Source organism: Desulfurobacterium pacificum, assembly GCF_900182835.1.
Classification (GTDB): Bacteria; Aquificota; Aquificia; order Desulfurobacteriales; family Desulfurobacteriaceae; genus Desulfurobacterium_B; species Desulfurobacterium_B pacificum.
Map to the genome: position 1 here is coordinate 218,869 of NZ_FXUB01000001.1, position 26,405 is coordinate 245,273.

Consider the following 26,405-nt stretch of genomic DNA (forward strand, 5'->3'; position numbering starts at 1 on the left):
TCTAACCGAAAACTCTCTTGAATATGTAGTCAACGTTCTTTGTGTGGTAGGAAAGGTCAAAAATTTTCTCAATCTCTTCGTCAGAAAGCACCTTTTTAACCCTTTCGTCTTTCTTAAGAAGTTCTTTAAAGTCAGCGCCTTCGTTCCAGACTTTCATTGCGTTTTCTTGAACGATTGCGTAAGCGTCTTCCCTTGAAAGCCCTCCCTTTTCTATGAGAGTGAGAAGAACTCTTTGAGAGAAAACAAGCCCCCTTAAGAGGTTGAGGTTCTTGAGCATGTTTTCGGGATAGACAACTAAGTTCTCCATAAGGTTTGCAAACTTTTGAAGCATGTAATCTAAAGCTATGCAGGCGTCAGGGAAGATTGTTCTTTCTGTGGAAGAGTGGGAAATGTCCCTTTCGTGCCAGAGGGGAACGTTTTCCATTCCAACGATTGAAGCGCTCCTTACGACTCTTGCAAGCCCGCAGAGCCTTTCTGAAAGTATCGGGTTTCTCTTGTGGGGCATGGCAGAAGAGCCTTTTTGACCTTTTCTGAAAGGTTCTTCAACTTCGCGGACTTCTGTTCTCTGAAGATGTCTGATTTCTGTTGCAAACTTTTCTATTGAAGAAGCCGTTAAAGCAAGGGCATTTAAGAATTCAGCGTGTCTATCCCTCTGAACTACCTGATTGGAAGCGTTTGCGTGCTTTATTCCAAGCCTTTTACAGGTAATCTCTTCCACTCTTGGGTCTATGTTTGCAAACGTTCCAACGGCGCCAGAAATCTTACCGACAGCCGCTCTTTCAACGGCAGCCCTCACCCTTTCGTAGTTTCTCCTCATCTCGTCATACCAGATGGCAAGCTTTAAACCGAAAGTAATCGGCTCTGCGTGAATGCCGTGGGTCCTACCTATCATAACGGTGTATCTATGTTCAAAAGCTCTCTTCTTTATAGCTTCCATAACCTTTTTTATATCTTTGAGTATGAGCTCGCCAGCCTGCTTTATCTGTAGGGCAAAGGCTGTATCAAGCATGTCGGAAGAGGTCATGCCGAAGTGAAGGTATTTAGCCTCGTCGCCGACAATCTCCTTTATGTAGGTGAGAAAAGCAATGACATCGTGGTTGGTTACAGATTCTATCTCGTTTATCCTTTGAATGTCAAAGTCTTTTTCGCCTTCAAGGTAGGGCTTTAACTTTTCTTTCAGGGTTTTGACGGCTTCGGTGGGGATTTTTCCTATTTCAGACCAGGCTTCGCACGCAGCAACTTCCACTTTCAGCCAGTTTCTCAACTTGTTCTGCTCGTCCCAAATCTTTCCCATCTCAGGTAGAGTGTATCTGGGTATCATTTTTCCTCCCGAAACGATTTTGTGGGGGAAATTCTAAACAATTTTAGTTGTCTCCCTGCTTTTTCTCCTGAAGGATTTCTTCAAGCTCTTTGGCAGAGAAGAAGTATTCAGTACCGCAGAAGTTACACTTTATTGAAACGCCGCCTTCCTTTATCAGTTCTTTAATTTCCTCTTCTGGAAGCATTAAGATGCTGTTTTTAGCAATCTCCTTAGAACAGCGGCAGCGGAAGGAAAGTTCTTTTAGAGCTAAAAGTTGAGGTGAAAAACCGTCAAAAATTAGTTCAACGATGTCTTCCGGTCTTTTACATTCTTTGAGGAGGGTGGTGATGGGGGGGATTTTTCTAACGTTTTCTTCTAACTTCTCTATTGCTTTGTCGGTAGCGCCAGGTAAAGGCTGCGCCAAAAATCCCCCCGCCACCTCAACCTTCCCGTCTTCATTTACAAGAACTCCCAAAGAAACAGCAGAAGGTATCTGTTCAGATTTTAATAGATAATACGCTATGTCCTCCGCTATCTCGCCAGAAACCAAAGGAACAGAACTTTCATAAGGTTTTCCAAAACCGAAGTCCTTTATAACGGTCAGCGTCCCCTTTCCAACTGCCCTGGCTATGTCAAATTTCTTTTTTCCATCAGCTTCTTTTACGAAAGTTTCAACGTTTGGATTTTCCACAAATCCCCTAACTTCACCTTTAGCATTTGCCTCAGCAACCACAAGCCCGATAGGTCCGTCACCTTCTATCCTCAAAAGAAGCCTCTGGTTAGTTCCGTGTTTTAAAAGAGAAGTAAGAAGCAGCGCTCCTGCCAAAGCTCTTCCTAAAACAGCAGCAGCGATTGGAGATAGCTTATGTTTCAATCTTGCAACTTCACATAAGTTAGTAGTCCTTACAACAAACGCCCTTAAAGCATCTTCTTTAGTAACAGCTATAACGCCGTAATCCCTATCCTTAAAGTAATTTTCCAGGTCATTTTTAACCTGCTGGTCTAAATCTTTCAGTAGCTCTTTCCTTTCCATCTTTTTCTCCTTTCTGTTAAAGAATTCCCTTTTCCTGCAAAATCCTCTTCACTTCTTCGTTGTTCTCGGCATATTTTTTCAAAAGCTCTACGAACTCCTGTTCGTTTATCGTCTTAATTCCCAACTTCTGCGCTTTTGCTAACTTAGAGCCGGGATTCTCACCTACAACAACAAAACTGGTTTTCCTCGTAACGGAATTTGTAGGATTTCCACCTAATAGTTCTATTAAATGCTGCGCTTCTTTGCGCTTAAAGTGTTCAAGCTCACCGGTAAATACAACGTTCTGCCCTTCTAAAGGTTTGGGAAGTTGCTCCTCCATTTCCTCTTCTGGCGTTCTTTCAAACTTAAAGCCCGCTTTTTCAAGTTCTTTAATCATTTCCACGTTCTGTTCTGCTTTGAAGAAGTTCTTAATGCTCGTCGCAGTTATAGGTCCAATACCGGGAATGGAAGCAAGTTCTGAGAAACTTGCGTTCATTAATTCTTCAAGGTTTTTAAACTTCTTAGCCAAAAGCTGGGCTGTTTTCTCACCAACGTGTCTTATCCCCAAAGCCGTAATTTTCTTATAGAAAGGCGCTTCTTTAGACTTTTCTATTTGCGTAAGGAGATTTTCAGCTTTTTTCAGCCCCCAGCCGGGCAGTTTAACAAGCTCGTTCTTATCAAGGTAGTAAATATCAGCTATTGACTTCACAAATCCTTTTTTAAGCAGCGTGTTAGCTGTTGATTCACCCAATCCCTTAATGTCTAAAACCTTACCCCAATAAATAAGGTGCTCTTTCAACTGCGCAGGACAGTTAATATTAGGACATCTTGGCACCGCTTCATCAAGTTCTTTTACTATCGGCGCGCCACAAACGGGGCAGTGAGTAGGAACTTCAACCGGCTTTTCTTCTCCCGTTCTCCTCTCTTTTACAGGCGCAACGATGTAAGGTATCGTTTCTCCCGCCCTTTCCACTATAACATAATCGCCAATCCTTATATCTTTCTGCTTTATAAGGTCTGGATTAAAAAGAGATGCCCTTGAAACTACCACTCCTCCAACTTCCACAGGCTCTAAAATGGCAACCGGCGTTAAAGCGCCAGTTCTTCCAACCTGCCACACAACATCTAAAAGTTTTGTAACAGCCTGCTTTGCCGGGAATTTATAGGCAACAGCCCATCTTGGATGGTGTAACGTCTCACCTAACTTCTCCCACGCACATATATCGTTAACCTTTACAACCATTCCGTCAGCTTCAAAATCCCAAGACTCTCTTTCTTTCTGCGCTTTCAAAACGGTTTCTATTACTTCCTCTATATCCTTACAAACTTTCTGTATAGGAGGCGTCTTAAACCCGCAGTCTGCCAAAATTTCCAAAGCCTGCTTTTGCGTTTTTATATCTTTACAAAGCTTAACAGGCTCAGAATAAAGAATTTGATATGTATAACAATCAAGCCCTCTCTTCGCTACTTCTGCTGGATTTTTCAATCTCAGCGTTCCGGCTGCAGCATTTCTTGGATTTGCAAAAAGGGAAAGCCCCTGTTTTTCTCTTTCTTTATTCAATTTTTCAAAAACGCTTTTAGGCATTACGATTTCACCACGAACAGAAATCCTTTTTATGCCGTGTTTTGAAAAATCAGCTCTCAAAGGTATTGATTTAATAGTTTTCACGTTCATCGTAATGTCTTCACCTACTATACCGTCACCTCTCGTAACGCCCCTTACTAAAATATCGTCTTCATAAACAAGTTCTATGCTGGCGCCGTCAAACTTAGGTTCAACGATGTATTCCACCTCATCAACGCCTAAAAGCTGTTTAACTCTTTTGTCCCATTCTCTCAAATCGTCGGCAGAATAGGTATTTTCAAGGGAAGTCATCTCTGCAAGATGTTTGACCTTTTCAAATTCACCGGTAAAAGCAGGAGATATTCTCTGAGTCGGAGAATCCGGAGTAACAATTTCTGGATGCGCCCTTTCAAGAGCCTCAAGAGCATGAAAAAGTTTATCGTACTGGTAGTCAGAAATTACCGGATTAGCCTGAACGTAATATTTATAATCGTGATACCTAATTACTTTTCTTAAATCTTCCGCTATTTTAGAAGCTTCTTCAGTAGAAAGACTTTTCCAGTAATTCTCGTCTTTCCCTTCTACAAGTTCAAGGAGTTTATCGGTAAGTTGCTGTAGTTCCTTTTCTTCAGCAGTTGCATACATAATTGCCTCCCTGGAAGCATTTGCTACGTTTAATGATATTCCCTCAACAGGAGAATTTCATTATATAAGTAGAAAAAGTTTAAATACCTACATAAAGAACAAACGGCAACAAAATGAGAAAAACAATTGAAAACGCGAAAAGAATAAAAGGAGCTACTGAAAATTCCATATACTCAAACTTAAAAACAGGCATCCCCTCCTGCGAGGCAATTCCCTGAATCCACAGAAAACCTTTTGTGGAAATAAATGGTGAGTTAAACGCCACTATTCCTTCTGCTTTACCATCTTTATCCTGAATAAATACCCTGCACTTTAAGTTTTGACTTTTAGGGTCAAAAGAAAAGTTCTCCAACGCCACCACTTTTCCGTCAATCTCCACGTAACTTTGCGGATACAGCAGAACATATTCAGCCTTCGCAGTGAAGCTGAAAATTAGTATCAAAGCTAAAATGCCAGCCACACAGAAATGGAAAAGAAACATCAACTTCTTTTTAAAAGAAAGACAAAAAAGCGTCTGCAGTGCAATAAATAAAAAAGAAAGCACGAGAAGAACAAGCCCTAAAATCCACCCCCACCCCGCCTTACTTAAAAACTGCTGAACTTCAAAAACCTGCACCACTCCCCTGTGAGAAAGCGAAAGAACAAAGGCAGAAACGCCAAAAAGCAGTATCAAAAACAAAAACAGCTTTACAGACCTAAAAACCATGAGTTCCTCCAAACAGGTAGTTAACGCCCAAAAACGTAAAGAGAACAATAACGCCTGCAAAAGCCACAAAGTAATCAGCATACCTTCTCAAAAAGCTGTCCTGTCTAACGTGAAGGAGAAACGCAAGGTAAAACCACAGCAAAAAAGAAAAGAGAGATTTAGGACCTATCGGGAAGATGTCCCCCCACGCCAGAAAAGCCCAAATACCGCCCACAACCATTGAAAGAGAAAAGAAAAAGAACGCAACCTTTAAAACAGCAAAACTTTCTCTCTTTTCTCTACTGAAGAAGTGCAAAACGGCAATCACAGACGCCGAAAGAACAAAACCGTAGGCAATCATGGCACTTCCAACGTGAACCAAAAACAGAGGGGTTTTAATAATTGGCGGTATGTCTTTTATCTTATCGCTCACAAACAGTAAAGGAACAGAAAAAAGAAGCGACAACGCGTAACCCACTCTGCTCTCTACCTTAGAAATCAACAAAGCTATTAAAAACGTTATTACAAACAAAAGGATTGAATCAAAAGGGTCAAAAAACGGCGGAAAGCCGCAATTAACCGTTCTTAAAGCAGCAACAGCAACAAAGAAAAAGAGGGAAACAGCACCTAAAAGGCGAATCGGCTTAAAAACAGCAATCAAGAGTGAGACAATCCCCAAAAGAAGCACAATCTTATCCATCTCCCTTCTCCTTAAATTAGTGGGCTAATTATCATACAACAAATCTTATAATTTCATTAAAGTTTCATAGGAGGTTAAAATGAAAACGGTAGACATAACGACAAAGTTTGACAACTTAAGAACGGCAAAAGCCGTTGGTAGAATTAAATTATCGCCGGAAACGATAAAGAAAATCGTAAATAGAGAAATACCCAAAGGTGATGTTTTAGCAGCAGCCCAGATAGCAGGCATAATGGGCGCAAAAAAGACGGCCGAACTCATGCCTTTCTGCCATCCCATACCTATTGACCACATAGAAGTAAACACGAAAGTTGGTGAAAACTATATAGAAGTTGAAGCAGAAGTAAGGGGAATCTGGAGAACAGGCTACGAGGTAGAAGCGGTAAACGGCGTAATGATGGCTCTGTTAAACATCTTTGACATGTGCAAAGCCTTTGACAAAAACATGGAAATCGGTGAAATAAAGGTGGTTTCAAAGAGCGGAGGAAAGTCAGACTGGGCAGAAGACTTAAAAGGCGTGAAGGTTGCCGTTATAACGGTAAGTGACTCTGCAAGCAGGGGCGAAAGGAAAGACAAAAGCGGTAAGCTGGCAATGGAAATCGTAAAAGAATACGGCGGTGAAGTTATAGGCTACAAAGTGGTTCCAGACGAGAAAGAAGAAATTAAAAAAGCCATCTTGGAATTTAAAGATAAAGGGGCAAATCTCATTTTAACGACTGGCGGAACAGGTTTCAGTCCGAGGGACGTTACGCCGGAAGCAACAGAAGAAGTGATAGGGAAGGAGATGGTGGGATTTTCTGAAGCCATGCACATTTTAGGTGTCAGGTTTACTCCAAAAGCCCTGATGTCAAGGGCAAAAGCGGGAATAATAGACCAGAACTGCATAGTAATAAACCTGCCCGGAAGTTCAAAAGGCGTAGAGCAAAATCTCAGAACCTTTGCTCCGCTGATAAAACACGCCCTTAAAATGTCCGCCGGAGGTAGACACTGATAACGGCAGCCGTTTTAGCAGGGGGGAAAAGTAAAAGGTTCGGCAGCGACAAGCTACTCCAGCCGTTTTTCGGTAAAACGGTTATTGAAAGAGTCGTAGAAGCTCTTTCACCTTTTAACGAAGTCTTGATAATAACGAAAAATCCCCCCAAACTCCCCTCCACTCTCTCAAAAAACAGCAAAGTCAAGCTGATAACCGAAATCTTTACCGAACAATCCCCCCTATACGGACTTTTTACCGCCCTCAAACACGCCACTTTTGATAAGGTTCTAATAGTTCCCGGTGATGCGCCTCTCTTCTCTCCTCTCTTTCTTTACCACTTTGCCCGAATGGAAGCCCCGGCTTTCATAGTAGAAAACGGCAGAAAACACCCACTAATCTGCATCCTGAAAAAAATCCACATAACAGCAGTAGAAGAACTCATTAAAGAAAACATGCACAAAGTAGCCGAACTCCACAAAAAGATAAACAGCAAAGAAGTTAACTTTGACCAATTCAAAGTTTTTGACTACAGAAAAAAATCGCTTATAAATGTGAATAGAAAGGAGGATTTCTATGAAGCTCTCTACCGATAAAATAATCAAAAAACTTAAAGAAAAAGCCAATCCTGAAAATTTAGGAATGATATTAGTTCACAACGGCATTGTCAGAGGAACTTCAAAATCCGGCAAGAAAGTTAACGGAATGAAGCTAACCTGCGACAGAGAAAAACTGCGCAAAACCGTTCAGGAACTTGAAAGAAAAGAAGGCATAGAAGGAATAGAAGTAGTGATAAACGAAGGAAACTTAAAAGTAGGTGACACGATAATGATAGTAGCAGTAGCCGGAAGCTACCGCTCCACAGTAATTCCCGTGTTTGAAGAACTTCTGACTAAACTCAAAACCGAAATTCTGAAAGAAGTAGAAATTTAGAGGGACGCTAAAAACTTTAAATCCTTTTCCAAACAGCAGAGATATCCACTTTGAAAGGACAGTCAATTTCAAACGTAAAGGAACCTGAATCGCTATCAAAGACTTTTTCAAATTTTCCGTTTTTCAGCTCAAAAACCCTCATCTTCTTAATGTCTGGGTAAACAAGGGCATAAAACTTCACCTTCTCCTTTTCATAGAGAGAAAACTTTATCTTCTCATCTTTAAAAGAAGTTGTCTTTGACACTATCTCAAAAACTACTTCTGGCGTTTTTTTAAGGTGTTCCTCAAGTTCTATCTCTCCACAGACCACTACTAAATCAGGTCTTACCACCGTTCTTTCGTCTATTATCCAATCAATTTCCTGACAGACATAACATCCTTTAGGACAATCTTCAAGTTGCTCCTCTATTTGTTTAAACAACAAGCCAGAAATACGCTGATGCTTCCAGATAGGAGAAGGAGCCATAGCATAAGGAATACCATCTATCAATTCCCAATTCCCTTCCCAGAATTTATAGTCTTCCACAGTATAACGAGGTAAGAATTCCTTAGCAGTTGTCACAATACGCCCCTTCCAACATTGCCATTTGTATTTAAATTATTCATAACATACAACCCGTCAACTTTTAAGGTGAAATCTTCTTAAACAGCTTAAGCAACGTTTCCTCATAAATTTTTCTGATTACTTCCTCTTTATCTTTCAAAGGCTTAACAGGTATCAAATCTTTTACCAGTTCCCTGTCCAGTTTCTCATCGTAAAACATATCTACCGCTGCTTTTAAAGTCTCACCAACAGCTCTCTTTGCCTCATCTCTATCCAGTCCCATCTTAACACCAAGTTCTTCAATAGTTTCCCACTGAAAGTAAAAGTATGTAGGAAGCATCGCAGAAACTATTGCATAAGCTTCAAGTTTTCTTTCTTCAACTTCAACAACCTGCCCTAACAAAGAGAAAATCCCCTTCAAACTTCCTTTTTCATCCTCAGGAAAATCAGGAGCAAAAGCCACAGGATTGTAACCTCTGTTAATAAAAGAAGTAGCCGTCGGTATCATCCTCATCACCTTCTTAACGCCAAGAGCAGAAGATATTTTCTTTATCGTGAACTTAGGCGCCAAAGAGATTACAGTCACATTATTCCCTAACTTTCCAGACAACTTTTCAAGAACTTCTGCCATAGCAGGAGGATGAACTGCAAGGCAAACTATATCTTTCCCCTCTATTTCATCTATGCTACTTAAAACCTTTACATTAGAAAAATCCTCCCCCAACCTCCTACTCACCTCCTCATTAACATCGTAAACCCTTACCTCAGGCTCATATCCTCTATTCTTAAATCCCTGAAGCAAAATCCTTACCACCCTTCCAGCACCCACAAACTCAAAGCATCTCTTTTCCATCTGCAACCTCCTTATTTGGTGTATGACAAACTAAAATATATCTCAAATCATTTCTGGTGAACAGCATCTAAAAAGCATAAAATTCCGTTACTATGGAAAAGACAGTAATCACAACCCACAGAAACATGGATTTAGACGCTTTAGGCGCAGTTTTAGCCACTTCAAAGCTTCATCCAGAAGCAGAAATCGTTCTGCCAGACACAAAAGGCAGCGACGTTATAAAACTTCTAAGCGAAAACAAAGACGTAATAAACTATACAGAAGCAAACTCTTTTGAAGGAAGAATAAAGAAACTCATAATTGTTGATACAGATTCAATAGACAGAATACCTGAAAACGTCAAAGAAAACCTTTCAGAAAATGCCGAAATAATCGTTTACGACCACCATTCAGGCACCTTTGACATCAAAACAAAGGAGTTCCACTTCAAAAACGCAGGTGCTGTAACGTCAATGTTAACGCTCGTTCTCAAAGGAAAGAGAATAATCCCCTCACCCATAGAAAGTTCCATAATGTTAACAGGTATTTACTCCGATACAGGTAGCTTTAAATTTCCCGGCACCACTCCCCTTGACTTCATAGCTGCTGCATATCTACTAAGCTGCGGTGCAAACCTTGAATTTGTTAAAAGATACCTGCCCCAAGAACTTACTGAAGAAGAGTTAAGTTATCTGAAAACTTTAACAGATAACCTCAACGTTACAGAAATAAACGGAAACCGCATAGGAATAACTTACGCAAGATTTGACAACTATATTGGAGATATAGCCCACCTGATAAGCAAACTGATAGAAATTACAGGTCTCCCAGCTATAATAGGCGTAGTAGAGATAGAAAAAACAACTTTCATCATAGGAAGGTCTCGCTCACCCAAAATTGACGTATCAAAAGTAGCAACAGCTTTTGGTGGAGGCGGACACAAAGAAGCTGCATCAGCCGCAATAAAAGGAAAAACAGCTTTTGAAGTTTTAGAAAAATTGAAGGAAATTTTGCCCAAAGCCGTTGAACCGCTCAAAAAAGCTTCAGACATTATGACTACCCCACCTATAACAGTCAGCAAGGAACTCACCGTCTCAGAAGCAAGATTAACGCTCATGAAAAACGGAATAAACGCTGCTCCAGTAATAGACAAAACCGGAAAAATATTAGGCATAATAAACCGAAGCTTGTTAGATAAAGCGGTATACATGGGATTGGAAAAAGAGAAAGTAGAAAACGTGATGGAAAGAGAGTTTTACTCTGTATCACCAGACGATTCCATCAATTTAGTAGAAGAGATAATAATAGACAAACACCAGAGCTTTGTTCCCGTAATAAAAGATGAAAAACCTATCGGCGTTATAACAAGAACTGATATTTTAGTAAACCTTCACCGAGACGAAATAAACGAGATTGAAAAGTTTTATGAAAATAGATTTAAAGTATCACCAAAAACAAAGAACATCGCGCAGAAACTCAAAGAAGCTCTACCTAAAGAGCTTTTCTCTCTCATCAAAAAAATAGGAGAAACAGCCGAAAATTTAGGAATAAACGCTTACATAATTGGCGGCTTCGTTAGAGACCTCATAATAGGCAGGAAAAACTTCGACCTTGACGTTGTAGTAGAAGGCGATGCAACCGAGTTTGCTAAGAAAATAGCAAAACTCTTTAATGCAAAAGTTCACACCTTTGACAGATTTAAAACGGCAACGGTAGTTTTCCCTGACGGAAACAGAATAGACTTTGCTTCAGCCCGAACAGAAGTCTATCGCTCACCCGGTGCCTTGCCTGAAGTTGACATGGCACCGCTTAAAAAAGACTTGATGAGAAGAGACTTCACCATAAACACTTTAGCAGTAAAAATAAACTCAAAAGATTTTGGAAAACTAATAGACTTCTTCGGCGGCTTAAAAGACATAAAAGACAGAAAAATCCGCGTCCTTCACTCCCTTTCCTTCGTAGAAGACCCAACCAGAATTTTAAGAGCTTTAAGATTCGCCACACGTTACAGGTTTGAATTAGGAAGTCACACAGAAAAACTCCTAAAAATGGCTGTTCAAAGGAAGTTGTTTAAAACAGTTGAAGGACAAAGAATATACCACGAATTGAAACAAATAATGTTAGAAGACAATCCTTTAAGAGTATTAAACAAGCTTGAACAGTATAAAGTGCTATCTTCTCTATTTGACAACCTAAATTGGAACAGATGGGAAAAAGACCTATTTGAAAGGTTAAGAAAAGTTGTAATATGGCATAAACTAAACTTCCCAGAAAGTTCCATTAACTACCATCTACCTTTCTTTGGCGCTCTTTTTTTAAAAGAGGATTACGAAGATGTTAATAGATATCTCTCTTTTCTATCCGTCCCTGAAAAAGAGAAAAAAGAAATCCTTGATATGTGCCGCCTCATAATTCCTACAATAAAACGGATAGAAAAAGCGAAAAAGAATAGCGAAATCTATTCCTTACTGAAAAGTAAAAGCGAAGAGTTTATTCTTCTCTTGGCTGCTTATCCAGAATCTGAAGAGACAAGGGAGAAAATTCTTAAATATTTGAAGGAATGGAAAGACGTTAAACCTTTAGTTAGCGGTAAAGACCTAATCAACCGCTTTAAACTCAAACCAGGTCCCATTTTCAAAGAAATTCTAAATAAGTTAAAATATGCAATAATTGATGAAAAAATTCCTGAAGATAACAAGGAGAAACAGCTCAGCTACGTGGAGAAGTTATTAGATGAGAACCGAAAAATGGACTGAATTTATCGTAATTTTACCACTAATCTTTTTAGCCTTCGCCATTTCTTCCTTCATTTCATCTCTATTCCTTTTCAAGCTAAAACCCTGTTTAAACATAACGAGCGTCAAACTCCAACAACAAAGGTTGGAACTTCCTATTTTCACTCCCTTAGAAAAAGAAGGTTTTTTCAAATCCCCTTCCAAAAATCTCAAACAAACCTCCGCTTCACTCCCCCAAAAACAAACTGTTACCTTTAATTTGGACAACTACGTATTAAAAGGCACTATAATCTGTAGTCAGTGTAAACACAGCATTGCCCTCTTAAAAGATATGAAAACAGGAAAAACACAACCAGTTACAGTAGGCGAGGAAATTAACGGTTTTAAAGTTAAAGAGATAGCTCCAGAATACGTAATCTTCTCAAGAGATGGAAAGGAAATTCAACTTAGGCTATTCAAAACAAAAGCTAACCAGAGTAGTAAGATAAGCACCGTATCACCTATCAGTTCTATCTCAAAGCGTACCTATACGGTTAAAAGGAGTGAAATAATAAAAGAAATTTCATCAGGAAAATTCCTCAGATACATAAACATCCTTCCAGTTGAAAAACCTCAGTCAGGTTTAAAGGTAATTTACGTAAATCCAAGAAGTTTCATCTACAAGTTAGGAATTAGACCTGGAGATATTATCGTTTCAATCAATAATATTGCCATAAGAACTCCTGAAGATTCATTTTCAGCTTTTGAACAGCTTAAATCCTCTGACTCTGTAACAATAACGGTTTATAGAAATAGAAAACAAGTAACACTTCATTATGAACTGGAATAGGAGGAAGTTATGAGGAAATTCTTAGCTATCGTAACCACCTTAACATTACTATCTACACCCACACTGGCAGCAAACAAACAGAACCAAACAGTTCAAATAAACCTTGATTCCGCCGATATTCAAGATTTTACAAAGATTGTTAGTCAAGCCACAGGTAAAAATTTTATCGTTCCTCCCGGATTGAAGGGAAAAGTAACCATCATCTCTCCCAAACCTATTCCCAAAAAACAACTATTAGATTTATACACTGCCGCCCTTGACGAATTAGGTTATCAGATAGTTGATTACGGTAGTTACGTCAAAATAGTAAGAAACAGAAGTGCAACAAAAGAAAGCGCTACAGTCAAAAGCGGAAAAATTGATGGTGGAGATAGAATACTTACCTACATAATCATTCCCCACCATATAAAAAGCGTAACGATAGAAGGACTTATAAGAAACTTACTTTCCCCTATAGGTAGAGCAAGCTTCGTCAGAGACATCAACGCCATCGTTGTAACTGACAAAGAAAAGAATATCCACAAGATAGAAAAAGTCCTACGCCGTCTCGACATATCGCCCGTAAAAATGGAAATAGCTTCATTTCAATTTAAAAACGGAAAAGCTGGAGATGCAGCCAAAATCCTAACGGCATTACTTAACAAATCTTTCGCTATAGACTTAATTAAAGCATACCCGTTACCGGGAAGGGATTACTACCACTTTGCCGTTGATAGCAGAACAAATACTCTATACGTAGTGGGAACCCCCAACGTTATTAAAGAAGTAGCGTCTCTCTATAAGAAATTAGATAAACCTATTAAAGTTGAAGAAGGGAACATTCATGTAGTAAAACTCAATTACTCCTTCGCCGAAGATACAGCAAAAATATTGGACAAGCTTTTCAAAGGTAATTCTAAGAAGCTGGGACTTACCGGAACAATAAAAATAGTAGCAGACAAAGGCAGCAACGCTCTCATAATACTTTCTTCTCCTGAAGATTTTCAGATAATAAAAGACATCATTAAAAATATTGATGTAAAACGTCCACAGGTATTTGTAGAAGTCCAGATAGTAGAAATGTCAATGGATAAACTACTGCAAATGGGAGTTGAGTGGAAATTTTTATCCCGTGGTAACTTAGTTCCTTTTGGTGGTAGTCTATACGGAAACCTACCTTTGCAAGAAGGTTACCCATCTGCTTCACCTGGTCTACTTTTAGGTCTTGCCAAATGGCGAAACGGTTTACCTGATATCGGTTTACTGCTTAACGCCTACGCTAAAGAAGGCGGCGTAAACGTTATAGCAACTCCCCAAATATTAACTCTGGATAATGAAGAAGCAGAAATAAACATATCCAAAGTTATTCCTTACTCTACAGGCGTTAAATACGATGCCAATAACAACCCTGTAATCAGCTACGACTACAAAGATGTCGGAATTACTTTAAAAATCACTCCCCATATTACTGCATCTGGAGACGTTCGTTTAAAAATCTACGAGAAGGTGGAGGACGTTGTAGGATATGCCAACGCTGACCAAACAGCCCCTATAACTTCAAAGAGAGAAGCAAAAACAACCGTTGACGTTCAAGACGGTCAGACTTTAGTGATAGGTGGTTTAATCAAAAGTAAAAAGCTCACTACGATAGAAAGAGTACCTATCTTAGGTAATATCCCCATAATCGGTAACTTATTTAAGAAAACCGGACACCAAATAGAAAAAACAAACCTTTTAGTGTTTATCACTCCAAGAGTAGTAAGAACGAGAGAGGAAGAAAATGCCCTCACAGAAAGTAAGGTTAAAACTTATGAAAACAACATACGTAAACTTCAGGAATCAAGAAAAGGAATCCTTTCCGACGTTAAAGGATTTGGCGAATTTAAAATGGAAGGAGTAACAATAGAAAATGTTAAGTGAAAAAGAATTTATCAAACTATTAAAAGAAAACGGATTAGTTCCAGAATCAGCATCAGAAACGTTTTCTAAAATCATAGGAACTTTGAAATGGAACTCGCCTTTTTTGAAAAATTTATTCAGGAAAGTTAACGTTGAGTTTTACGAAAAGTTACCCACCCTTCCCGATAACAAATTAGTTGATAAACTAACTCCAAATTTTATAAGGAAAGAACGCATAATCCCCGTATCCGATAACGAAGAAGAAGTTATTATTGCTACAGATAATCCATTTAACTACACAGGTCTTAAAAAAGCTGAATGGCTTTTAGAAAAACCTGTTAGAGTCGTAGTTGTTCCTTTTGATGAAGTTAATGAATTTTTAGCGTCACTTTCCTCAGTTGAAGAAAGTGAGGAAATTGAAGAAACTTTAGAAGATGACTTATTAACCTCTACCGATGAAGCCCCAATTGTCCAATTAGTAAATGACTTGTTAATGAGCGCAGTCAGAATTAAAGCAAGTGATATCCATTTTGAACCTTTCAAAAATAAAATGAGAATACGCTTTAGAATTGACGGCGTACTTAAAACTGTAAGAGAGATACCAGCTTCAAAAATCCCCTCCCTCACCTCCCGCCTCAAAATAATGGCAAAATTAGACATAGCCGAAAAACGCCTGCCACAAGACGGCAGGATAATGATAAAAATAGGTGGTAAAGAAGTAGACATAAGAGTTTCTACCCTTCCAACCTACTTCGGCGAAAGAGTAGTATTAAGACTTCTAAGTAAAGAATCAATACTATACTCAACAAAAGAATTAGGACTTTTAGAAGATGACTATCAAACATTTAGAAAACTAATCGGTTCACCCCACGGAATCATCTTAGTAACAGGACCCACAGGCTCAGGTAAGACAACAACCCTTTACGCTTCTCTGTCAGAAATTAACAAAGAAGAGATAAACATAATAACAGTAGAAGACCCTGTTGAATACCAACTTGAAGGTATCTCACAGGTTCAGGTAAAGCCTGAAATTGGCTTAACCTTTGCAAACGCCCTTCGCAGTATTTTAAGGCAAGACCCTGACGTGATAATGATAGGTGAAATAAGAGATGTAGAAACGGCAGAAATAGCAATTCAGTCCGCATTAACAGGTCACTTAGTTTTCTCAACTCTTCACACGAACGACGCTGCAAGTTCCGTTACAAGACTCATAGATATGAAGATAGAACCATTTTTAGTTGCATCTTCCGTTATAGGCGTCATAGCTCAAAGACTTGTAAGAAAGATATGTCCCTACTGTAAAGAACCCTACACTCCTACGAAGGAAGAATTAAAGGAATTGGGAATAGAAAGTTTTAATGGTAATTTCTTCAAAGGAAAAGGTTGCGAAAACTGCATGGGAACAGGTTATTTAGGAAGAACAGCCATCTATGAAATTCTCGTTGTGGATAAAAACGTCCGAAAAGCCATATTAGATGAAAAAGACTCAGATATAATCAAAGAGTTAGCAGTAAAAAACGGAATGAAAACGTTAAGAATGGACGGAGCAGAAAAGGTAAAAATGGGGATTACGACAACAGAAGAAGTACTAAGAGTTACGAGAGGATAGATGGCAGTATTCTCTTACAAAGGCTATACTGTAGAAGGAAAAGAAACAAAAGGCGTAATAGAAGCTCCAAACAAATCTGTTGCCATAAGAGAACTCAAAAGGCAAAATATTTTCCCGTACGAAGTTCAAGAGAAAAGTACAAGCGCTTCTAAGAAAGAACTAAAACTCTTCTTCCTGCGAAAAACTCCAATATCTAACGAGGAGTTAGCTCTTTTTTTTAGAACTTTAGGAATTATGCTAAACGCAGGAATACCTATATTAGACGCAATAAACTCACTCTCTAAAGAAGCAGAATCTGAAAAGTTAAAGGCATTTTATTTAGAAATAGCTTCCGGACTAAAAGAAGGTTTAACGTTAACAGAATCAATAAAGAAAGCTGGTATTAGAGACCCTGTCTTAATAAATCTCATTCACTCCGGAGAAAAAAGCGGATACCTATCTTCAAACCTACTCATAGCCGCTGAAATTTTAGAAAAGAGAGAGAAACTCAAAAACAAAGTGGTACAAGCATTAGCTTATCCAACAATACTCATAACGATAGCTTTTAGCGTTGTAGTTTTCATGTTAGTTACAGTCGTCCCTAAAATCGTAAACATCTATAAATCAACGGGCGCTGAACTTCCAACAGTTACAAAGTTCACAATAGCGATGAGTAATTTATTCATTAATCATTACGTTATTTTATTACTCTCAACTCTTTTACTAACACTGCTCCTCTATTACTTTGCAAAGAAAAAACCGCTAACAATAGACAAATGGAAGTTAAAGTTAGGCGTGTTAGGAAAAATTATTCTATTTTCTGAACTGCAAAGATTCTTCTCCACAATGGCAATTCTCCTAAAATCGGGAGCTCCGTTAATAGAATCTGTAAACATCTCCATCCAGGCGCTAAAAAATACCTACGTAAAGAATAAACTGCAAAAAATCCCCGTCCTCCTCAACTCCGGACACTCTCTAAGCCCTTCCCTATCCCAAACTTCTGTACTTCCAGGATTCATACTCCAACTCCTAAAAGCTGGAGAGGAATCTGGAGAGCTACCACAAATGCTTGAAAGAATTGACCTTATCCTAACAGAAGAGATAGAGAGAAAAACTCAATACTTGACATCTCTATTAGAGCCTGTTACTATGTTATTAGCGGGGTTTATAGTGGGGTTTATCATCTACTCCCTACTTTTACCAATTGTTAGTATAAGTGTCATTAAGGGGATAAGATGAAAAAACTAATCAAGTTCTTGAAGGGGGGAGGAAACTACCTCCCAGGCATAGACATAGGTAGTTACAGCGTAAAATTAGTTCACCTTGAAAGCTATAAAAGGCAATTTAAACTCATTGCTCACGCAGAAATTAAGTACGAAGACCAGGTCATAGCTGGTACCGAAATTGTTGATAGATACATGCTTGCCAATTACATTAAAGAACTCCTTAATTCAGCAGGAGTAAAAGAAAAAGAGGTAGCTATACACATCCCCCTATCTTCCTGTTTTTATACAGTCATAAGCGTCCCGCAAGAAAAAGACCCGGAACAAGCCGTTAGCGAATATATGCAAAGTATAATAAGCCCTGAAGAAATTTCCGAAGTGAAGATAGATTACAAAATACTCCCTCTTTCAATAGAAGAGGGGACTATTGATATAGCAATTGCCGCAGTAAAGAAAACCTTCATCAACGATAGAGTTTCTCTCTTAGAACAAGCCGGATTAAAAGCCGCTGTCGTTGACATAGAACCTGCAGCCTTAAACAATCAGTTCTACATGAACAATCCTGAACATACCGCCACTCCCGTGTGTCTGGTAGACATAGGTGCATCGTTTACCAAAATAATAGTTTCTTTTGGAGGGTATCCTTACATTACCAGAAACATAGAAACAGGCGGTACTTCCATAACTGAACAACTGCAAAAGGAATTTCTGATAAGCGTTGAAGAAGCAGAAGCTCTAAAAAGAGGGGAAAACCTTAAAGAAGTATCCTACGAAACCGCTTTTGAAAAAGTAATAACAAAATTTATCAAAAAACTCATTACAGAAATCATGTGGACAATAGAAAACTTCAAAGATAGATTCAATTTAGAGGTAGAAGATATATTCCTTTACGGTGGTTCATCTAAGCTTAAGGGAATTATAGACGAGATAAAAACCTACTCAGGAAAGAACGTTTATCCTGGAGAACCTTTAAAATTCTCCCAAATTCCAGGATGCCAGGAATTTGGAATAGCAACAGGACTATCTCTAAGATATAAGGGTGACGAAAATGCTAAGGTTTAATTTTGCAGAAGTTAAAGAATCACAACTCGCAAAGTATTTAAATCCCGACATACTATTTGCTCTAATAGTAATAATAGGAATCTTATCTGTTACTTACCTTCAAAAAACGGTAATCCAGCAAGAGATAAGCAAGATTCAAAGTGACATATCTCGTCTGCAAGCAGAAAAAAGAAGGTTATCTGCCGTAGCTAAAGAAGAAAAAATCCTCAAAAAGAAAAAAGAAGAACTCAACAGGAAGTTATCTGTAATATCTCAATTAGACAAATCCAGAAATGTTCCATCTTTCCTATACTTCTTCGCAAACCCTTCAAATACTAAAGGTATCTGGCTTGACGCTGTTTTTGAAAGAAATAAAAACGCTCTATTCATATCCGGATACGCTTACAACCTCAACAGGCTTTCAGACTTTCTTAAAAAAGTATCTCAAAATTTAGGAGATATCACTTTCAAGGATGCTTACAGAAAAACGTACGAGAATAAAGAGTTAAAACTAAAAATCAATTACTATACCTTCCAAGTAAACGTGGAGAGAAAATAATGGAAGCTCTAAGAAGTATATATGAAAGAATAAAAGAAATCCCACGATGGCAGAGGTGGATAGCGATAATTATCATCGGCGGGATTTTGTACTTACTCTTATATTCTACACAAATAACACCTCTAAAAGAAAACCTCCAAAGGTTAGAAAAAAATAGAAATACACTCTTACTTTCCGTTAATAGACTCAAAGCAGTAGAAAAAAGGAGAAACGTTTTAAAGCAAGAAATAGCAAAGTTAGAGAATGAAATCAGAAGCTTAGAATCAAAGTTACCGACTGGTACAGAAAAAGTTGATGAAATTATTAAATCAATAAGCTCAGCTGATTCTCAAATGAAAATAATGAGTATCAAACGCTCTAACCCCACCCAAAAGAAATACTACGTTGAAACGCCTTATCAAATAACGATGATAGGAACGTATCCGCACTTTTTAAGATGGTGTGAAAAGTTATCAAAAGCCAACAGGATATTAGCTTTCGGCAATATATCAATAAAAGCTATTCAAAGAACTGGAGAAGTTGGTACAGACAAAAACAGTTCAACAAAGGACACCATTCAAGTAGATATGAAAATAAAAGCCTTTAACTTAAAGAGGTAGTTAATGAAAGGAAAAGTAACCGTTACTTTAATAATCGTTTTTATACTCGCCTCTCAGTCGTCATTTGCTTATAAAAAAGACCCATTTTTAAATCCAATCAATCTAATTATCAAGAAGAAATTGGCAGAAAAAGCATACCTGAACAAAAAAAAGTTAAACCTAAAACCTTCAAAAGTTAAGCTATTCAAACCTGTTATACCCGTTCCTCTTGACTCGCTCGTAATAGAAGGAGTTATAGGGGTAGGAAACGATAACTATCAGCTGGTAACAACTGACCCCAACACAGGTAGAACGTTCATAATAAAACCAGGAGACCCGATAGCTCCAGACGCCAAAGTAGTAAAAATAACACCTAACAAAGTATATATCGTTAAATACTCCAAAGTAGGAAAAAAACTGGTAAAGAAAACTTTAGTCCTCAAAGTGAATACGGAGGGTTAGACAAATGAGGAAAATAATATCTATAACTACAGCCATATTAATAAGCGGAACAGCTTACGCAGGAAACGTTGAAAGCATAAATGCTATTTACGATGGTAAACAGTTTGAAATAGATATTTCTGCTTCTCAAACCTGCAAAGTTATCCCTGAAGCCACAAGAGGAAAAGAGATAAAAGTAAAATTGGAGGATTGCACAGTTTCCAAACTCTACAACATAGGCAAAAGGGGTAATTTTGTAGAATCAGCTATCATAAAACCTTACAACAAAGGTTCTTTAATAGATTTAAGTCTGCTTAAAAAAGGTGAATTAAAAGTCGTTCAAAACGGCAAACAGATAAAGTTAATTGTCAAACCAGCTGATTACGTAGTGCCAAAGTTCAACACTGTTAGACTTAAATCTGGCGAAAAACTCATAATCTCTCTGCCTAAACAACCTCAGAAAATAGAGTACTCAAAATCTAGGAATTTTGTCAGCGTAACCGTATATGGTTTAAAACTCAAAGAAGGTCTTTATAAAGTTCCTTCTCAGTCAATAGAAAGTATTCAAATACAAAATAGCAAAAATACCTCACAAATAAAAGTTAAAGTTAATGCAAAAGCAGTTGAAGTCAACGTAGGAAATAACACCATCTCTATAGTCGCATTTTCTATACCCGAGAAAAAAACGTATGATAAACTAGCAGCAAAAGAAGATAAAACTCTTAAGCTTACTTTAAAATTCACAAATGCCGATGTAAGGTCCGTAATAAAAGCTATAGCAAGCGCTGCCGGGTTTAACGTAGTGTTTGACCCGGAAGTTAAAGGTACGGTAAACATAGACTTTTCCAAACCTGTTCCTTGGAAAGAAGCTTTAAAAGCTGTTCTGGAACCGCTAAACCTTACATACATACAAGCCGAAGATTACATTAGAATCCTACCAAAGAAAAAAATAATCGTTCAAAGGAAGTTGGAGCCTGTAAACAGTTATATCATTAAGTTGCAGTACGTTGATGCAGAGAAAATCGCCAAGAAACTAAACGAACTGTTCAAATTCAGCAACAAAGAAAAGATAGTAACCATTCCAGCAACAAATTCTTTAATCCTAAACGTTACGGAAACACACTATAAAGAAATAGCAAGCGTAGTAAAAGATATAGATAGACCTGAAAAGCAAGTAATGATTAAAGCTAAAATTATTCAAATTCAATCCAACGCCGAAAAACAGTTAGGTTTTAGTTGGTACATAAGTGGATTTAGCCACTTAGGAACACCACCTGCTACAGGATTAGCAGGAAGTTATGGATTTAACACCTCAGGATATAATGCACTGATATCTCCCGATGCTCTGTCATCTTCCACTCCTTTTGCTAACGTTCCTGTAGGAGATAGCACATTAGCATTGGGTATTCTTAATCCATCTCAAACTTTAAGAGTAGAGTTAGCTCTAAAAGCTCTTGAAATTGATGGTGGCGTTCAAATACTTTCAAGTCCAAAAGTAATGACTCTGAACAACCAAGAAGCATCAATTGAACAGGGTATAGAGATTCCTTATACTGAATCTACATCTACATCAGCTGGAACAACAACAACTGTATCGTTTAAAAAAGCATCCTTGATATTGAAAGTCAAACCCCATATTACTGGTGATAACAACATAATTATGAATATTGAAGTTAGAAAGGACTCTCCAAACTACGAATACACAGCTATCACAGGAAACAACGAACCAGCCATTGATACAAGGAACGTCAAATCTGTAGTTAGAATTAAAAACGGAGATACAGTAGTGATAGGTGGTATTTATGAAAAAGAAAAAATGAAAAGTTCATCAAGAGTTCCCGTTCTTAGCAGAATTCCACTACTTGGTTGGTTATTCAGAAGTACAGATGTACAAGTTAAAAATACTAAGTTGTTGATATTTATTACGCCAGAAATTATCAAGTAGTCTAATGTTGGGATTTTTAGTAGTTGATAAACCTAAAGGGGTAACGTCCCACGACGTTGTAAAGGAAGTAAGAAAGTTAGTCAAAGATAAAGTAGGGCATTGCGGAACGCTTGACCCGTTGGCTACGGGGGTTTTAATACTTTCCGCAGGAAAGGCAACAAGACTTTCTGAATATCTGTTAAAACAGGATAAATGTTACCTTGTAAAAGGTGTTTTCGGTTACGACAGTGACACCTACGATACAGATGGAAGCGTAAGAAAAGAAGAGTGCAAAACCATATTTAAAGAAGAACTTGAAGCTACTTTATCAAAATTTAAAGGTAAGATTAAGCAAGTTCCACCTCCTTTTTCAGCAGTTAGAATAAAAGGGAAGAGAGCTTACGAACTTGCAAGAAAAGGCGAAAAAGTAGAACTGCCAGAAAGAGAAGTAGAAATTTACAAAATAGAACTCATTGATTACAATTTCCCTGAATTTGTTCTAAACGTTTGCTGCTCTTCTGGTACTTATATTCGTTCGCTTGTCTATGATATTGGAAAGAGTTTAGGGTGTAGTGCTATCGTTTCTGAATTAAGGAGAACTAAGATAGGAAAAATCACGCTAAATGAAACTGTTAAATTAAGCCAGCTTAACAAAGAAAACATTAGTAAATACTTACTAAGTCCCGAAAAAATCCTCCCCTTCCCCACCCTCTCTCTAACCGAAGAACCTTCTTTCAAACGCTTCAAAAACGGCGCTCCTTTAAAGGTAAAAGAAAAAGACGGATTATACTCCGTTATGTTTAACGAAAAGTTTATCGGCGTTGGCAGAGTAAAAAATAACGTTCTCAAAGCAGAAAAGGTTATACTTTAACAGCTTTTATGCCGTCAACTGCCTTTCTCAGCTCTTTTAAAACTTCCTGATAATCAACCTTTCCCTCTTCTATCCTGTCCATCAACTCTTCAAGACTGCGAGTAAACTCTTCAGAAGTATAGAAAGGAAAGCGTTCCGATAAGTACTCGTAAACCTTAATTCCAAGAGAAGTAGGATACAGGAACTTGCCTTTTTGAACCACGTATTTTCGGTCAAGCAGAGTTTGAACAATCTTTGCGTAGGTAGAAGGTCTACCTATTCCTCTCTTCCTCATCTCTTCAACCAATTCTCCTTGAGTAAAGGGATAAACTTTGGGGATTTTTCTTTTAATGAGTTTTAAGACGTCAAGTTCCAACTCATCTGTCTCAATATCCAAAAATCTCACCTTCATAGGCAAAATCAAATTCCAGCCGTCTTTAACTATTCTTACAACGGCAGTTTCTTCCTCTTTAATTTCAGAAGGTAAAAGGGTTAAGAGTATTTCCACCTCTTCAACTTCAACGGGGACCATCTGAGAAGCAATAAACCGCCTGAAAATCAAGTCGTAAAGGGCAAAGTGGTCTTCTGTCATCCTGAAAGTTGAACCGGAAACCGTTATGAGCGTTCTTAAACCATCTGCATCGGCAGGACGTGTAGGTCTTATACACTCGTGAGCGCCTCCCTCTCCCCACGGTCTCAATTTAACGTAATCGGCGCCGAACTTTTCGGAAATATACTCCTTTGCAACCCCCATTCCAGCAGTGGAAACTCTTGTTGAGTCAGTTCTATGGTAAGTAATAAAACCGCCTTCAAAAAGGTCCTGCGCCAAGTTCATTGTAGTATCTGCCGAAAATCCCAAAACGTTGGACGCTTCTTTTAAGAGTTCTCCGGTGTTGAAGGGAGGGAGGGGATTTTTCTCCCTTATATTCTTTGAAAGAACGCTGATTTTTAACTTTTCCGCCTCTATCTGGTTTAAAAGTTCTAAATCCTCCACCTTAAAAGAAAACGTTCCCAACTCCGTCTCTACTTCAATTAAACCTATCTTCTCCTTACTCTCTTCATACCTCTTTATAACCCAACCTAAGACAGGCGTCTGAACTCTACCGGCAGAAAGCCACTGTTTACCGAAAACGCCCCACAAATGCTCACTTAGAGCAAAACCTATCCACCTGTCGGCAACTCTCCTGACTATCTGGGCTTTTATGAGGTTTTCATCAACGTCTCTGGGGTTTTCAAGAGCTTCTAAAAACGCCCACTTCGTAATTTCGTGGAACTCCATTCTCCGCATGTTTCTCTGGTATGGCTTTAGAACCGTTCCAACGTCCCACCCTATCTTTTCACCTTCGGTATCCGGGTCGCTGGCTATGAGAATTTCATTAACTTCAAGAGAAACTTCTCTCAAAGCTTTGATTATATCTATCTTATCTACATCAGGCTTCTTTTTACACTTGGAGCAGAAAGGTTCCGTCGTTTGTTCGTTGCAGGCAGAACAGTATTTAATGGTATCGTAGTAGGGAATATATCGGTTATCTTCCTCTTTAACTCCCCACAAGCCGTCCCTCACGGTCAGGTCAAAAACGTGTCCCTTTGAAGCGGTAAGGAGGAAAACCTTTTTCCCCGTGTTTATCTCGTAAACGTCAACGGTCTTTATCTTTCTCCTTACAGGTTTATCGAAAAATCCCGCTATCGTTCTTGCCTTGTTAGGTGACTCAACAACAACCAAAGCAGTGGTAACTAAGTTCTTCGTCTCTGCAGTTATCTTCCCAGAGAGAATCTCTTTCACTCTTTCCCTATCTTCATCAACCTTTCTGAAAATTCTCTTTAACTCCTCTTCAGTTATCAGCTGAAAGCCAAACTTTTCTGCAAGTTTTCTTCCTTTATCCTCATCTAAAACTTTGAAAGTGATATCTTCAAGGAAAACGGTTAACCTTTTCTTAAGAGAATTTAAAGCCTTCAAGTCATCAACAATCGTTAAGGCAACGCCTTTTGTCAAACCGCCAGCAAACATTCGCGAAGTTCTACCGGAAGCTTGAACGTAACCTGCCGCATCACCGACAACTACGTAAAGTTCTCCGTTGATTTCCTTTAAAGAAACAGATTCTGAACGCCTTATCTTTTGCAAGAAACTCTCGTCTGAAAGATAACGTTCAAGAAAAGATTTAATCTCTTCCAACTTTTCCTTTATCTTTGGATACCTGTCAATTAACTCCTCTTTCAGGCTTAAATACTTCTTTAGGTAGTTTATGTAGCCCAAAACTTTTGTGCTTTCTTCTGAAGGAAAGAGTTCTCTCAAAGCTATAAGAAGCCCAAAAAGGCGAATAGGGGAAAGAGTTAACTTAACGCTGAACTCCATTTTGGGAACGCCGATAAAAACGGCATATCTGACAGCCTGAGGCAGGTCTATTCCTCTGGCAAGGGGGTTACGATAACTTGAGATACCTACAACCGCTTCTATCTCGCCATCTATGAACTTTTGCTGGTTTTCCGGCGTGAAATCTTCATAAGATATGGCTGTAATGCCGTTTTCCGAAAAGAAATCAACTACCTTATCAACGTATTCTCTGCCAAAATCTGAAGCTACGAAGACGAAAACGCCTCTACCCCACTTTTTGATAAGTTCAAGGGATTTCTTAAGGTAATCTGTATCTGTATAGATAAGGATATCTTCAACGTTGCGGAGGGTGGTGGCGGATTTTCCAACTTCAAATCCTAAAAGCTCTCTGAAAAGTTTTACTCTCTTTGAACGGGGTTGGGACGTTGCAGAAGAAACAACCAAAACGTTCTTTATCTGTTCTCTCTTCTTTTCCAATATAGCTTCTAGTTTGCGAATCCTCTCAATAAGTTTTTTGTCAGCCTTTTCGCCAAGCTTAGCCAAAAGGGATTTAAGGTCTATCACTTTTAAAGCTAATTCAAAATCTTTCTCGTCAAACCCTAAAAGACCTATAACTTTGTCAACGTTTTTGGCGCTCTTTAAAAGGGAATCAACGTCATCAACGAAAACGAAGTTAAAAGGTTTAGGAATTATGTCGTAGTTTCTGTAAAGAAAGTTCGTAGTCGTAATAAGAATTTCAAAATCACCGCTCTTTATAGCTTCCTTCTCACTTTTCTTTCCTGTATAGGCAACAATTTTTTTATCTGTCCATTTACTTAAACGCTCTTTAGTCTGCATAACCAAAAGTTTAGAAGGAACTATCACGTAAACTTTTCCCTCAATAAAAGCTGCAGTTACAAGCCCCCACGTTGTTTTACCAACGCCTGTAGGTGCAATAAGCGTAAAAGATTTACCTAAAGCAACCCTCTTGGTCCAGGTAATCTGTAAGTTCCAAGGAGTAAATCCCGTCTTTTCTTTAAAGAAGTCACAATACTTGGAAACGAAAGAATCAAGTTCGCACAGTATTTCAAAGTTTTTTAGGTTCTCTCCTAAGGCACGGCAGACTTCTTGAGGTGACTGGTAAGAAATCTCAAAGGATAAACATTTTTCACATGGAAGTCCTTTTTTCAAGCGTTCATCGGATATAAGACCGCCACAGTTAGGGCACATTCTATGAAATTCAGCTATTTTTTGCATGATTAA

General features: G+C 38.4%; 22 protein-coding genes. 14 read left to right on the top strand and 8 right to left on the bottom strand.

The annotated features are described in order from the left end of the window. Nucleotide 1 precedes the first annotated feature (1 nt). The 5 genes from purB to ccsA form a co-directional block, all read right to left on the bottom strand. Complete coding sequence (purB, locus tag QOL23_RS01080) at nucleotides 2-1,321, bottom strand: adenylosuccinate lyase (protein ID WP_283399731.1); 1,320 nt, start codon at nucleotides 1,319-1,321, stop codon at nucleotides 2-4. A gap of 43 nt (nucleotides 1,322-1,364) precedes the next feature. Next, complete coding sequence (hslO, locus tag QOL23_RS01085; RefSeq protein ID WP_283399732.1) at nucleotides 1,365-2,333, bottom strand: Hsp33 family molecular chaperone HslO; 969 nt, start codon at nucleotides 2,331-2,333, stop codon at nucleotides 1,365-1,367. Nucleotides 2,334-2,349: 16 nt separating this feature from the next. Then, nucleotides 2,350-4,521 carry an NAD-dependent DNA ligase LigA gene (ligA, locus tag QOL23_RS01090; RefSeq protein ID WP_283399733.1) on the bottom strand — a complete coding sequence of 724 codons (2,172 nt, stop codon included), beginning with the start codon at nucleotides 4,519-4,521 and terminating at the stop codon, nucleotides 2,350-2,352. Between the two features lie 79 nt (nucleotides 4,522-4,600). After that, entirely contained in the window at nucleotides 4,601-5,227 is a 627-nt protein-coding gene (locus QOL23_RS01095) for a hypothetical protein (protein WP_283399734.1), read from the bottom strand. Further along, nucleotides 5,217-5,906, bottom strand: coding sequence for a cytochrome c biogenesis protein CcsA (ccsA, locus tag QOL23_RS01100; protein ID WP_283399735.1), 690 nt, complete (start codon nucleotides 5,904-5,906; stop codon nucleotides 5,217-5,219). The genes QOL23_RS01095 and ccsA overlap by 11 nt, the downstream gene beginning before the upstream one ends. A gap of 79 nt (nucleotides 5,907-5,985) precedes the next feature. Between ccsA and moaCB the strand changes: the two genes are divergently transcribed. The 3 genes from moaCB to QOL23_RS01115 are packed head-to-tail and all read left to right on the top strand — an operon-like array spanning nucleotide 5,986 to nucleotide 7,809. Continuing rightward, complete coding sequence (gene moaCB, locus QOL23_RS01105) at nucleotides 5,986-6,897, top strand: bifunctional molybdenum cofactor biosynthesis protein MoaC/MoaB (protein WP_283399736.1); 912 nt, start codon at nucleotides 5,986-5,988, stop codon at nucleotides 6,895-6,897. Continuing rightward, nucleotides 6,897-7,472 (top strand): molybdenum cofactor guanylyltransferase, encoded by a 576-nt coding sequence (gene mobA / locus QOL23_RS01110; RefSeq protein ID WP_283400232.1) that lies wholly within the window; start codon nucleotides 6,897-6,899, stop codon nucleotides 7,470-7,472. Before moaCB ends, mobA begins: the two co-directional genes overlap by 1 nt. Further along, the gene (locus tag QOL23_RS01115) at nucleotides 7,453-7,809 is read left to right on the top strand and encodes a molybdenum cofactor biosynthesis protein MoaE (protein WP_283399737.1); all 357 of its coding nucleotides are present in this window, start codon (nucleotides 7,453-7,455) and stop codon (nucleotides 7,807-7,809) included. Before mobA ends, QOL23_RS01115 begins: the two co-directional genes overlap by 20 nt. 16 nt (nucleotides 7,810-7,825) lie before the next feature. Here QOL23_RS01115 and QOL23_RS01120 read toward each other — a convergent pair whose 3' ends face one another. Further along, entirely contained in the window at nucleotides 7,826-8,371 is a 546-nt protein-coding gene (locus QOL23_RS01120) for a Uma2 family endonuclease (protein ID WP_283399738.1), read from the bottom strand. Nucleotides 8,372-8,435: 64 nt separating this feature from the next. Beyond that, entirely contained in the window at nucleotides 8,436-9,206 is a 771-nt protein-coding gene (locus QOL23_RS01125) for a pyrroline-5-carboxylate reductase family protein (protein WP_283399739.1), read from the bottom strand. A 92-nt stretch (nucleotides 9,207-9,298) separates the two neighbouring features. Between QOL23_RS01125 and QOL23_RS01130 the strand changes: the two genes are divergently transcribed. Genes QOL23_RS01130 through truB form a run of 11 tightly spaced genes read left to right on the top strand, consistent with a single transcriptional unit; the run spans nucleotide 9,299 to nucleotide 22,852 of the window. Next, nucleotides 9,299-11,941, top strand: a complete 2,643-nt coding sequence (locus QOL23_RS01130) for a CBS domain-containing protein (protein WP_283399740.1) — start codon at nucleotides 9,299-9,301, stop codon at nucleotides 11,939-11,941. Beyond that, entirely contained in the window at nucleotides 11,919-12,749 is an 831-nt protein-coding gene (locus QOL23_RS01135) for a PDZ domain-containing protein (protein ID WP_283399741.1), read from the top strand. The genes QOL23_RS01130 and QOL23_RS01135 overlap by 23 nt, the downstream gene beginning before the upstream one ends. Nucleotides 12,750-12,758: 9 nt before the next feature. After that, nucleotides 12,759-14,648, top strand: coding sequence for a type II secretion system secretin GspD (gspD, locus tag QOL23_RS01140; protein ID WP_283399742.1), 1,890 nt, complete (start codon nucleotides 12,759-12,761; stop codon nucleotides 14,646-14,648). Then, nucleotides 14,638-16,236, top strand: coding sequence for a type II secretion system ATPase GspE (gene gspE, locus QOL23_RS01145; RefSeq protein WP_283399743.1), 1,599 nt, complete (start codon nucleotides 14,638-14,640; stop codon nucleotides 16,234-16,236). Before gspD ends, gspE begins: the two co-directional genes overlap by 11 nt. Further along, nucleotides 16,237-17,454, top strand: coding sequence for a type II secretion system F family protein (locus QOL23_RS01150; RefSeq protein WP_283399744.1), 1,218 nt, complete (start codon nucleotides 16,237-16,239; stop codon nucleotides 17,452-17,454). Further along, the gene (gene pilM, locus QOL23_RS01155) at nucleotides 17,451-18,500 is read left to right on the top strand and encodes a type IV pilus assembly protein PilM (RefSeq protein WP_283399745.1); all 1,050 of its coding nucleotides are present in this window, start codon (nucleotides 17,451-17,453) and stop codon (nucleotides 18,498-18,500) included. The genes QOL23_RS01150 and pilM overlap by 4 nt, the downstream gene beginning before the upstream one ends. Continuing rightward, nucleotides 18,487-19,038 carry a PilN domain-containing protein gene (locus tag QOL23_RS01160; protein WP_283399746.1) on the top strand — a complete coding sequence of 184 codons (552 nt, stop codon included), beginning with the start codon at nucleotides 18,487-18,489 and terminating at the stop codon, nucleotides 19,036-19,038. Before pilM ends, QOL23_RS01160 begins: the two co-directional genes overlap by 14 nt. After that, on the top strand, nucleotides 19,038-19,637 hold the full coding sequence (pilO, locus tag QOL23_RS01165) for a type 4a pilus biogenesis protein PilO (RefSeq protein ID WP_283399747.1): 600 nt from the start codon (nucleotides 19,038-19,040) through the stop codon (nucleotides 19,635-19,637). Before QOL23_RS01160 ends, pilO begins: the two co-directional genes overlap by 1 nt. 3 nt (nucleotides 19,638-19,640) lie before the next feature. After that, complete coding sequence (locus QOL23_RS01170; protein WP_283399748.1) at nucleotides 19,641-20,078, top strand: hypothetical protein; 438 nt, start codon at nucleotides 19,641-19,643, stop codon at nucleotides 20,076-20,078. Nucleotides 20,079-20,082: 4 nt separating this feature from the next. After that, nucleotides 20,083-22,002, top strand: a complete 1,920-nt coding sequence (gene pilQ, locus QOL23_RS01175) for a type IV pilus secretin PilQ (protein ID WP_283399749.1) — start codon at nucleotides 20,083-20,085, stop codon at nucleotides 22,000-22,002. 7 nt (nucleotides 22,003-22,009) lie between these two features. Beyond that, on the top strand, nucleotides 22,010-22,852 hold the full coding sequence (truB, locus tag QOL23_RS01180; RefSeq protein WP_425604253.1) for a tRNA pseudouridine(55) synthase TruB: 843 nt from the start codon (nucleotides 22,010-22,012) through the stop codon (nucleotides 22,850-22,852). On the opposite strand, the gene rgy is transcribed toward truB, so the two are convergent. After that, nucleotides 22,842-26,399, bottom strand: a complete 3,558-nt coding sequence (gene rgy / locus QOL23_RS01185) for a reverse gyrase (protein ID WP_283399751.1) — start codon at nucleotides 26,397-26,399, stop codon at nucleotides 22,842-22,844. The two genes, truB and rgy, sit on opposite strands and share 11 nt — an antisense overlap. Nucleotides 26,400-26,405 lie beyond the last annotated feature (6 nt).

Bases quoted from the DNA above. Each gene is read 5' to 3' on its own strand.
- gspD (WP_283399742.1), top strand. From the start codon at position 12,759: ATGAGGAAATTCTTAGCTATCGTAACCACCTTAACATTACTATCTACA.
- moaCB (WP_283399736.1), top strand. From the start codon at position 5,986: ATGAAAACGGTAGACATAACGACAAAGTTTGACAACTTAAGAACGGCA.
- QOL23_RS01115 (WP_283399737.1), top strand. From the start codon at position 7,453: ATGAAGCTCTCTACCGATAAAATAATCAAAAAACTTAAAGAAAAAGCC.
- rgy (WP_283399751.1), bottom strand. From the start codon at position 26,399: ATGCAAAAAATAGCTGAATTTCATAGAATGTGCCCTAACTGTGGCGGT.
- QOL23_RS01135 (WP_283399741.1), top strand. From the start codon at position 11,919: ATGAGAACCGAAAAATGGACTGAATTTATCGTAATTTTACCACTAATC.
- gspE (WP_283399743.1), top strand. From the start codon at position 14,638: ATGTTAAGTGAAAAAGAATTTATCAAACTATTAAAAGAAAACGGATTA.
- pilQ (WP_283399749.1), top strand. From the start codon at position 20,083: ATGAGGAAAATAATATCTATAACTACAGCCATATTAATAAGCGGAACA.
- QOL23_RS01125 (WP_283399739.1), bottom strand. From the start codon at position 9,206: ATGGAAAAGAGATGCTTTGAGTTTGTGGGTGCTGGAAGGGTGGTAAGG.
- QOL23_RS01150 (WP_283399744.1), top strand. From the start codon at position 16,237: ATGGCAGTATTCTCTTACAAAGGCTATACTGTAGAAGGAAAAGAAACA.
- QOL23_RS01170 (WP_283399748.1), top strand. From the start codon at position 19,641: ATGAAAGGAAAAGTAACCGTTACTTTAATAATCGTTTTTATACTCGCC.
- ligA (WP_283399733.1), bottom strand. From the start codon at position 4,521: ATGTATGCAACTGCTGAAGAAAAGGAACTACAGCAACTTACCGATAAA.
- purB (WP_283399731.1), bottom strand. From the start codon at position 1,321: ATGATACCCAGATACACTCTACCTGAGATGGGAAAGATTTGGGACGAG.
- QOL23_RS01160 (WP_283399746.1), top strand. From the start codon at position 18,487: ATGCTAAGGTTTAATTTTGCAGAAGTTAAAGAATCACAACTCGCAAAG.
- QOL23_RS01130 (WP_283399740.1), top strand. From the start codon at position 9,299: ATGGAAAAGACAGTAATCACAACCCACAGAAACATGGATTTAGACGCT.
- QOL23_RS01095 (WP_283399734.1), bottom strand. From the start codon at position 5,227: ATGGTTTTTAGGTCTGTAAAGCTGTTTTTGTTTTTGATACTGCTTTTT.
- ccsA (WP_283399735.1), bottom strand. From the start codon at position 5,906: ATGGATAAGATTGTGCTTCTTTTGGGGATTGTCTCACTCTTGATTGCT.
- pilO (WP_283399747.1), top strand. From the start codon at position 19,038: ATGGAAGCTCTAAGAAGTATATATGAAAGAATAAAAGAAATCCCACGA.
- hslO (WP_283399732.1), bottom strand. From the start codon at position 2,333: ATGGAAAGGAAAGAGCTACTGAAAGATTTAGACCAGCAGGTTAAAAAT.
- pilM (WP_283399745.1), top strand. From the start codon at position 17,451: ATGAAAAAACTAATCAAGTTCTTGAAGGGGGGAGGAAACTACCTCCCA.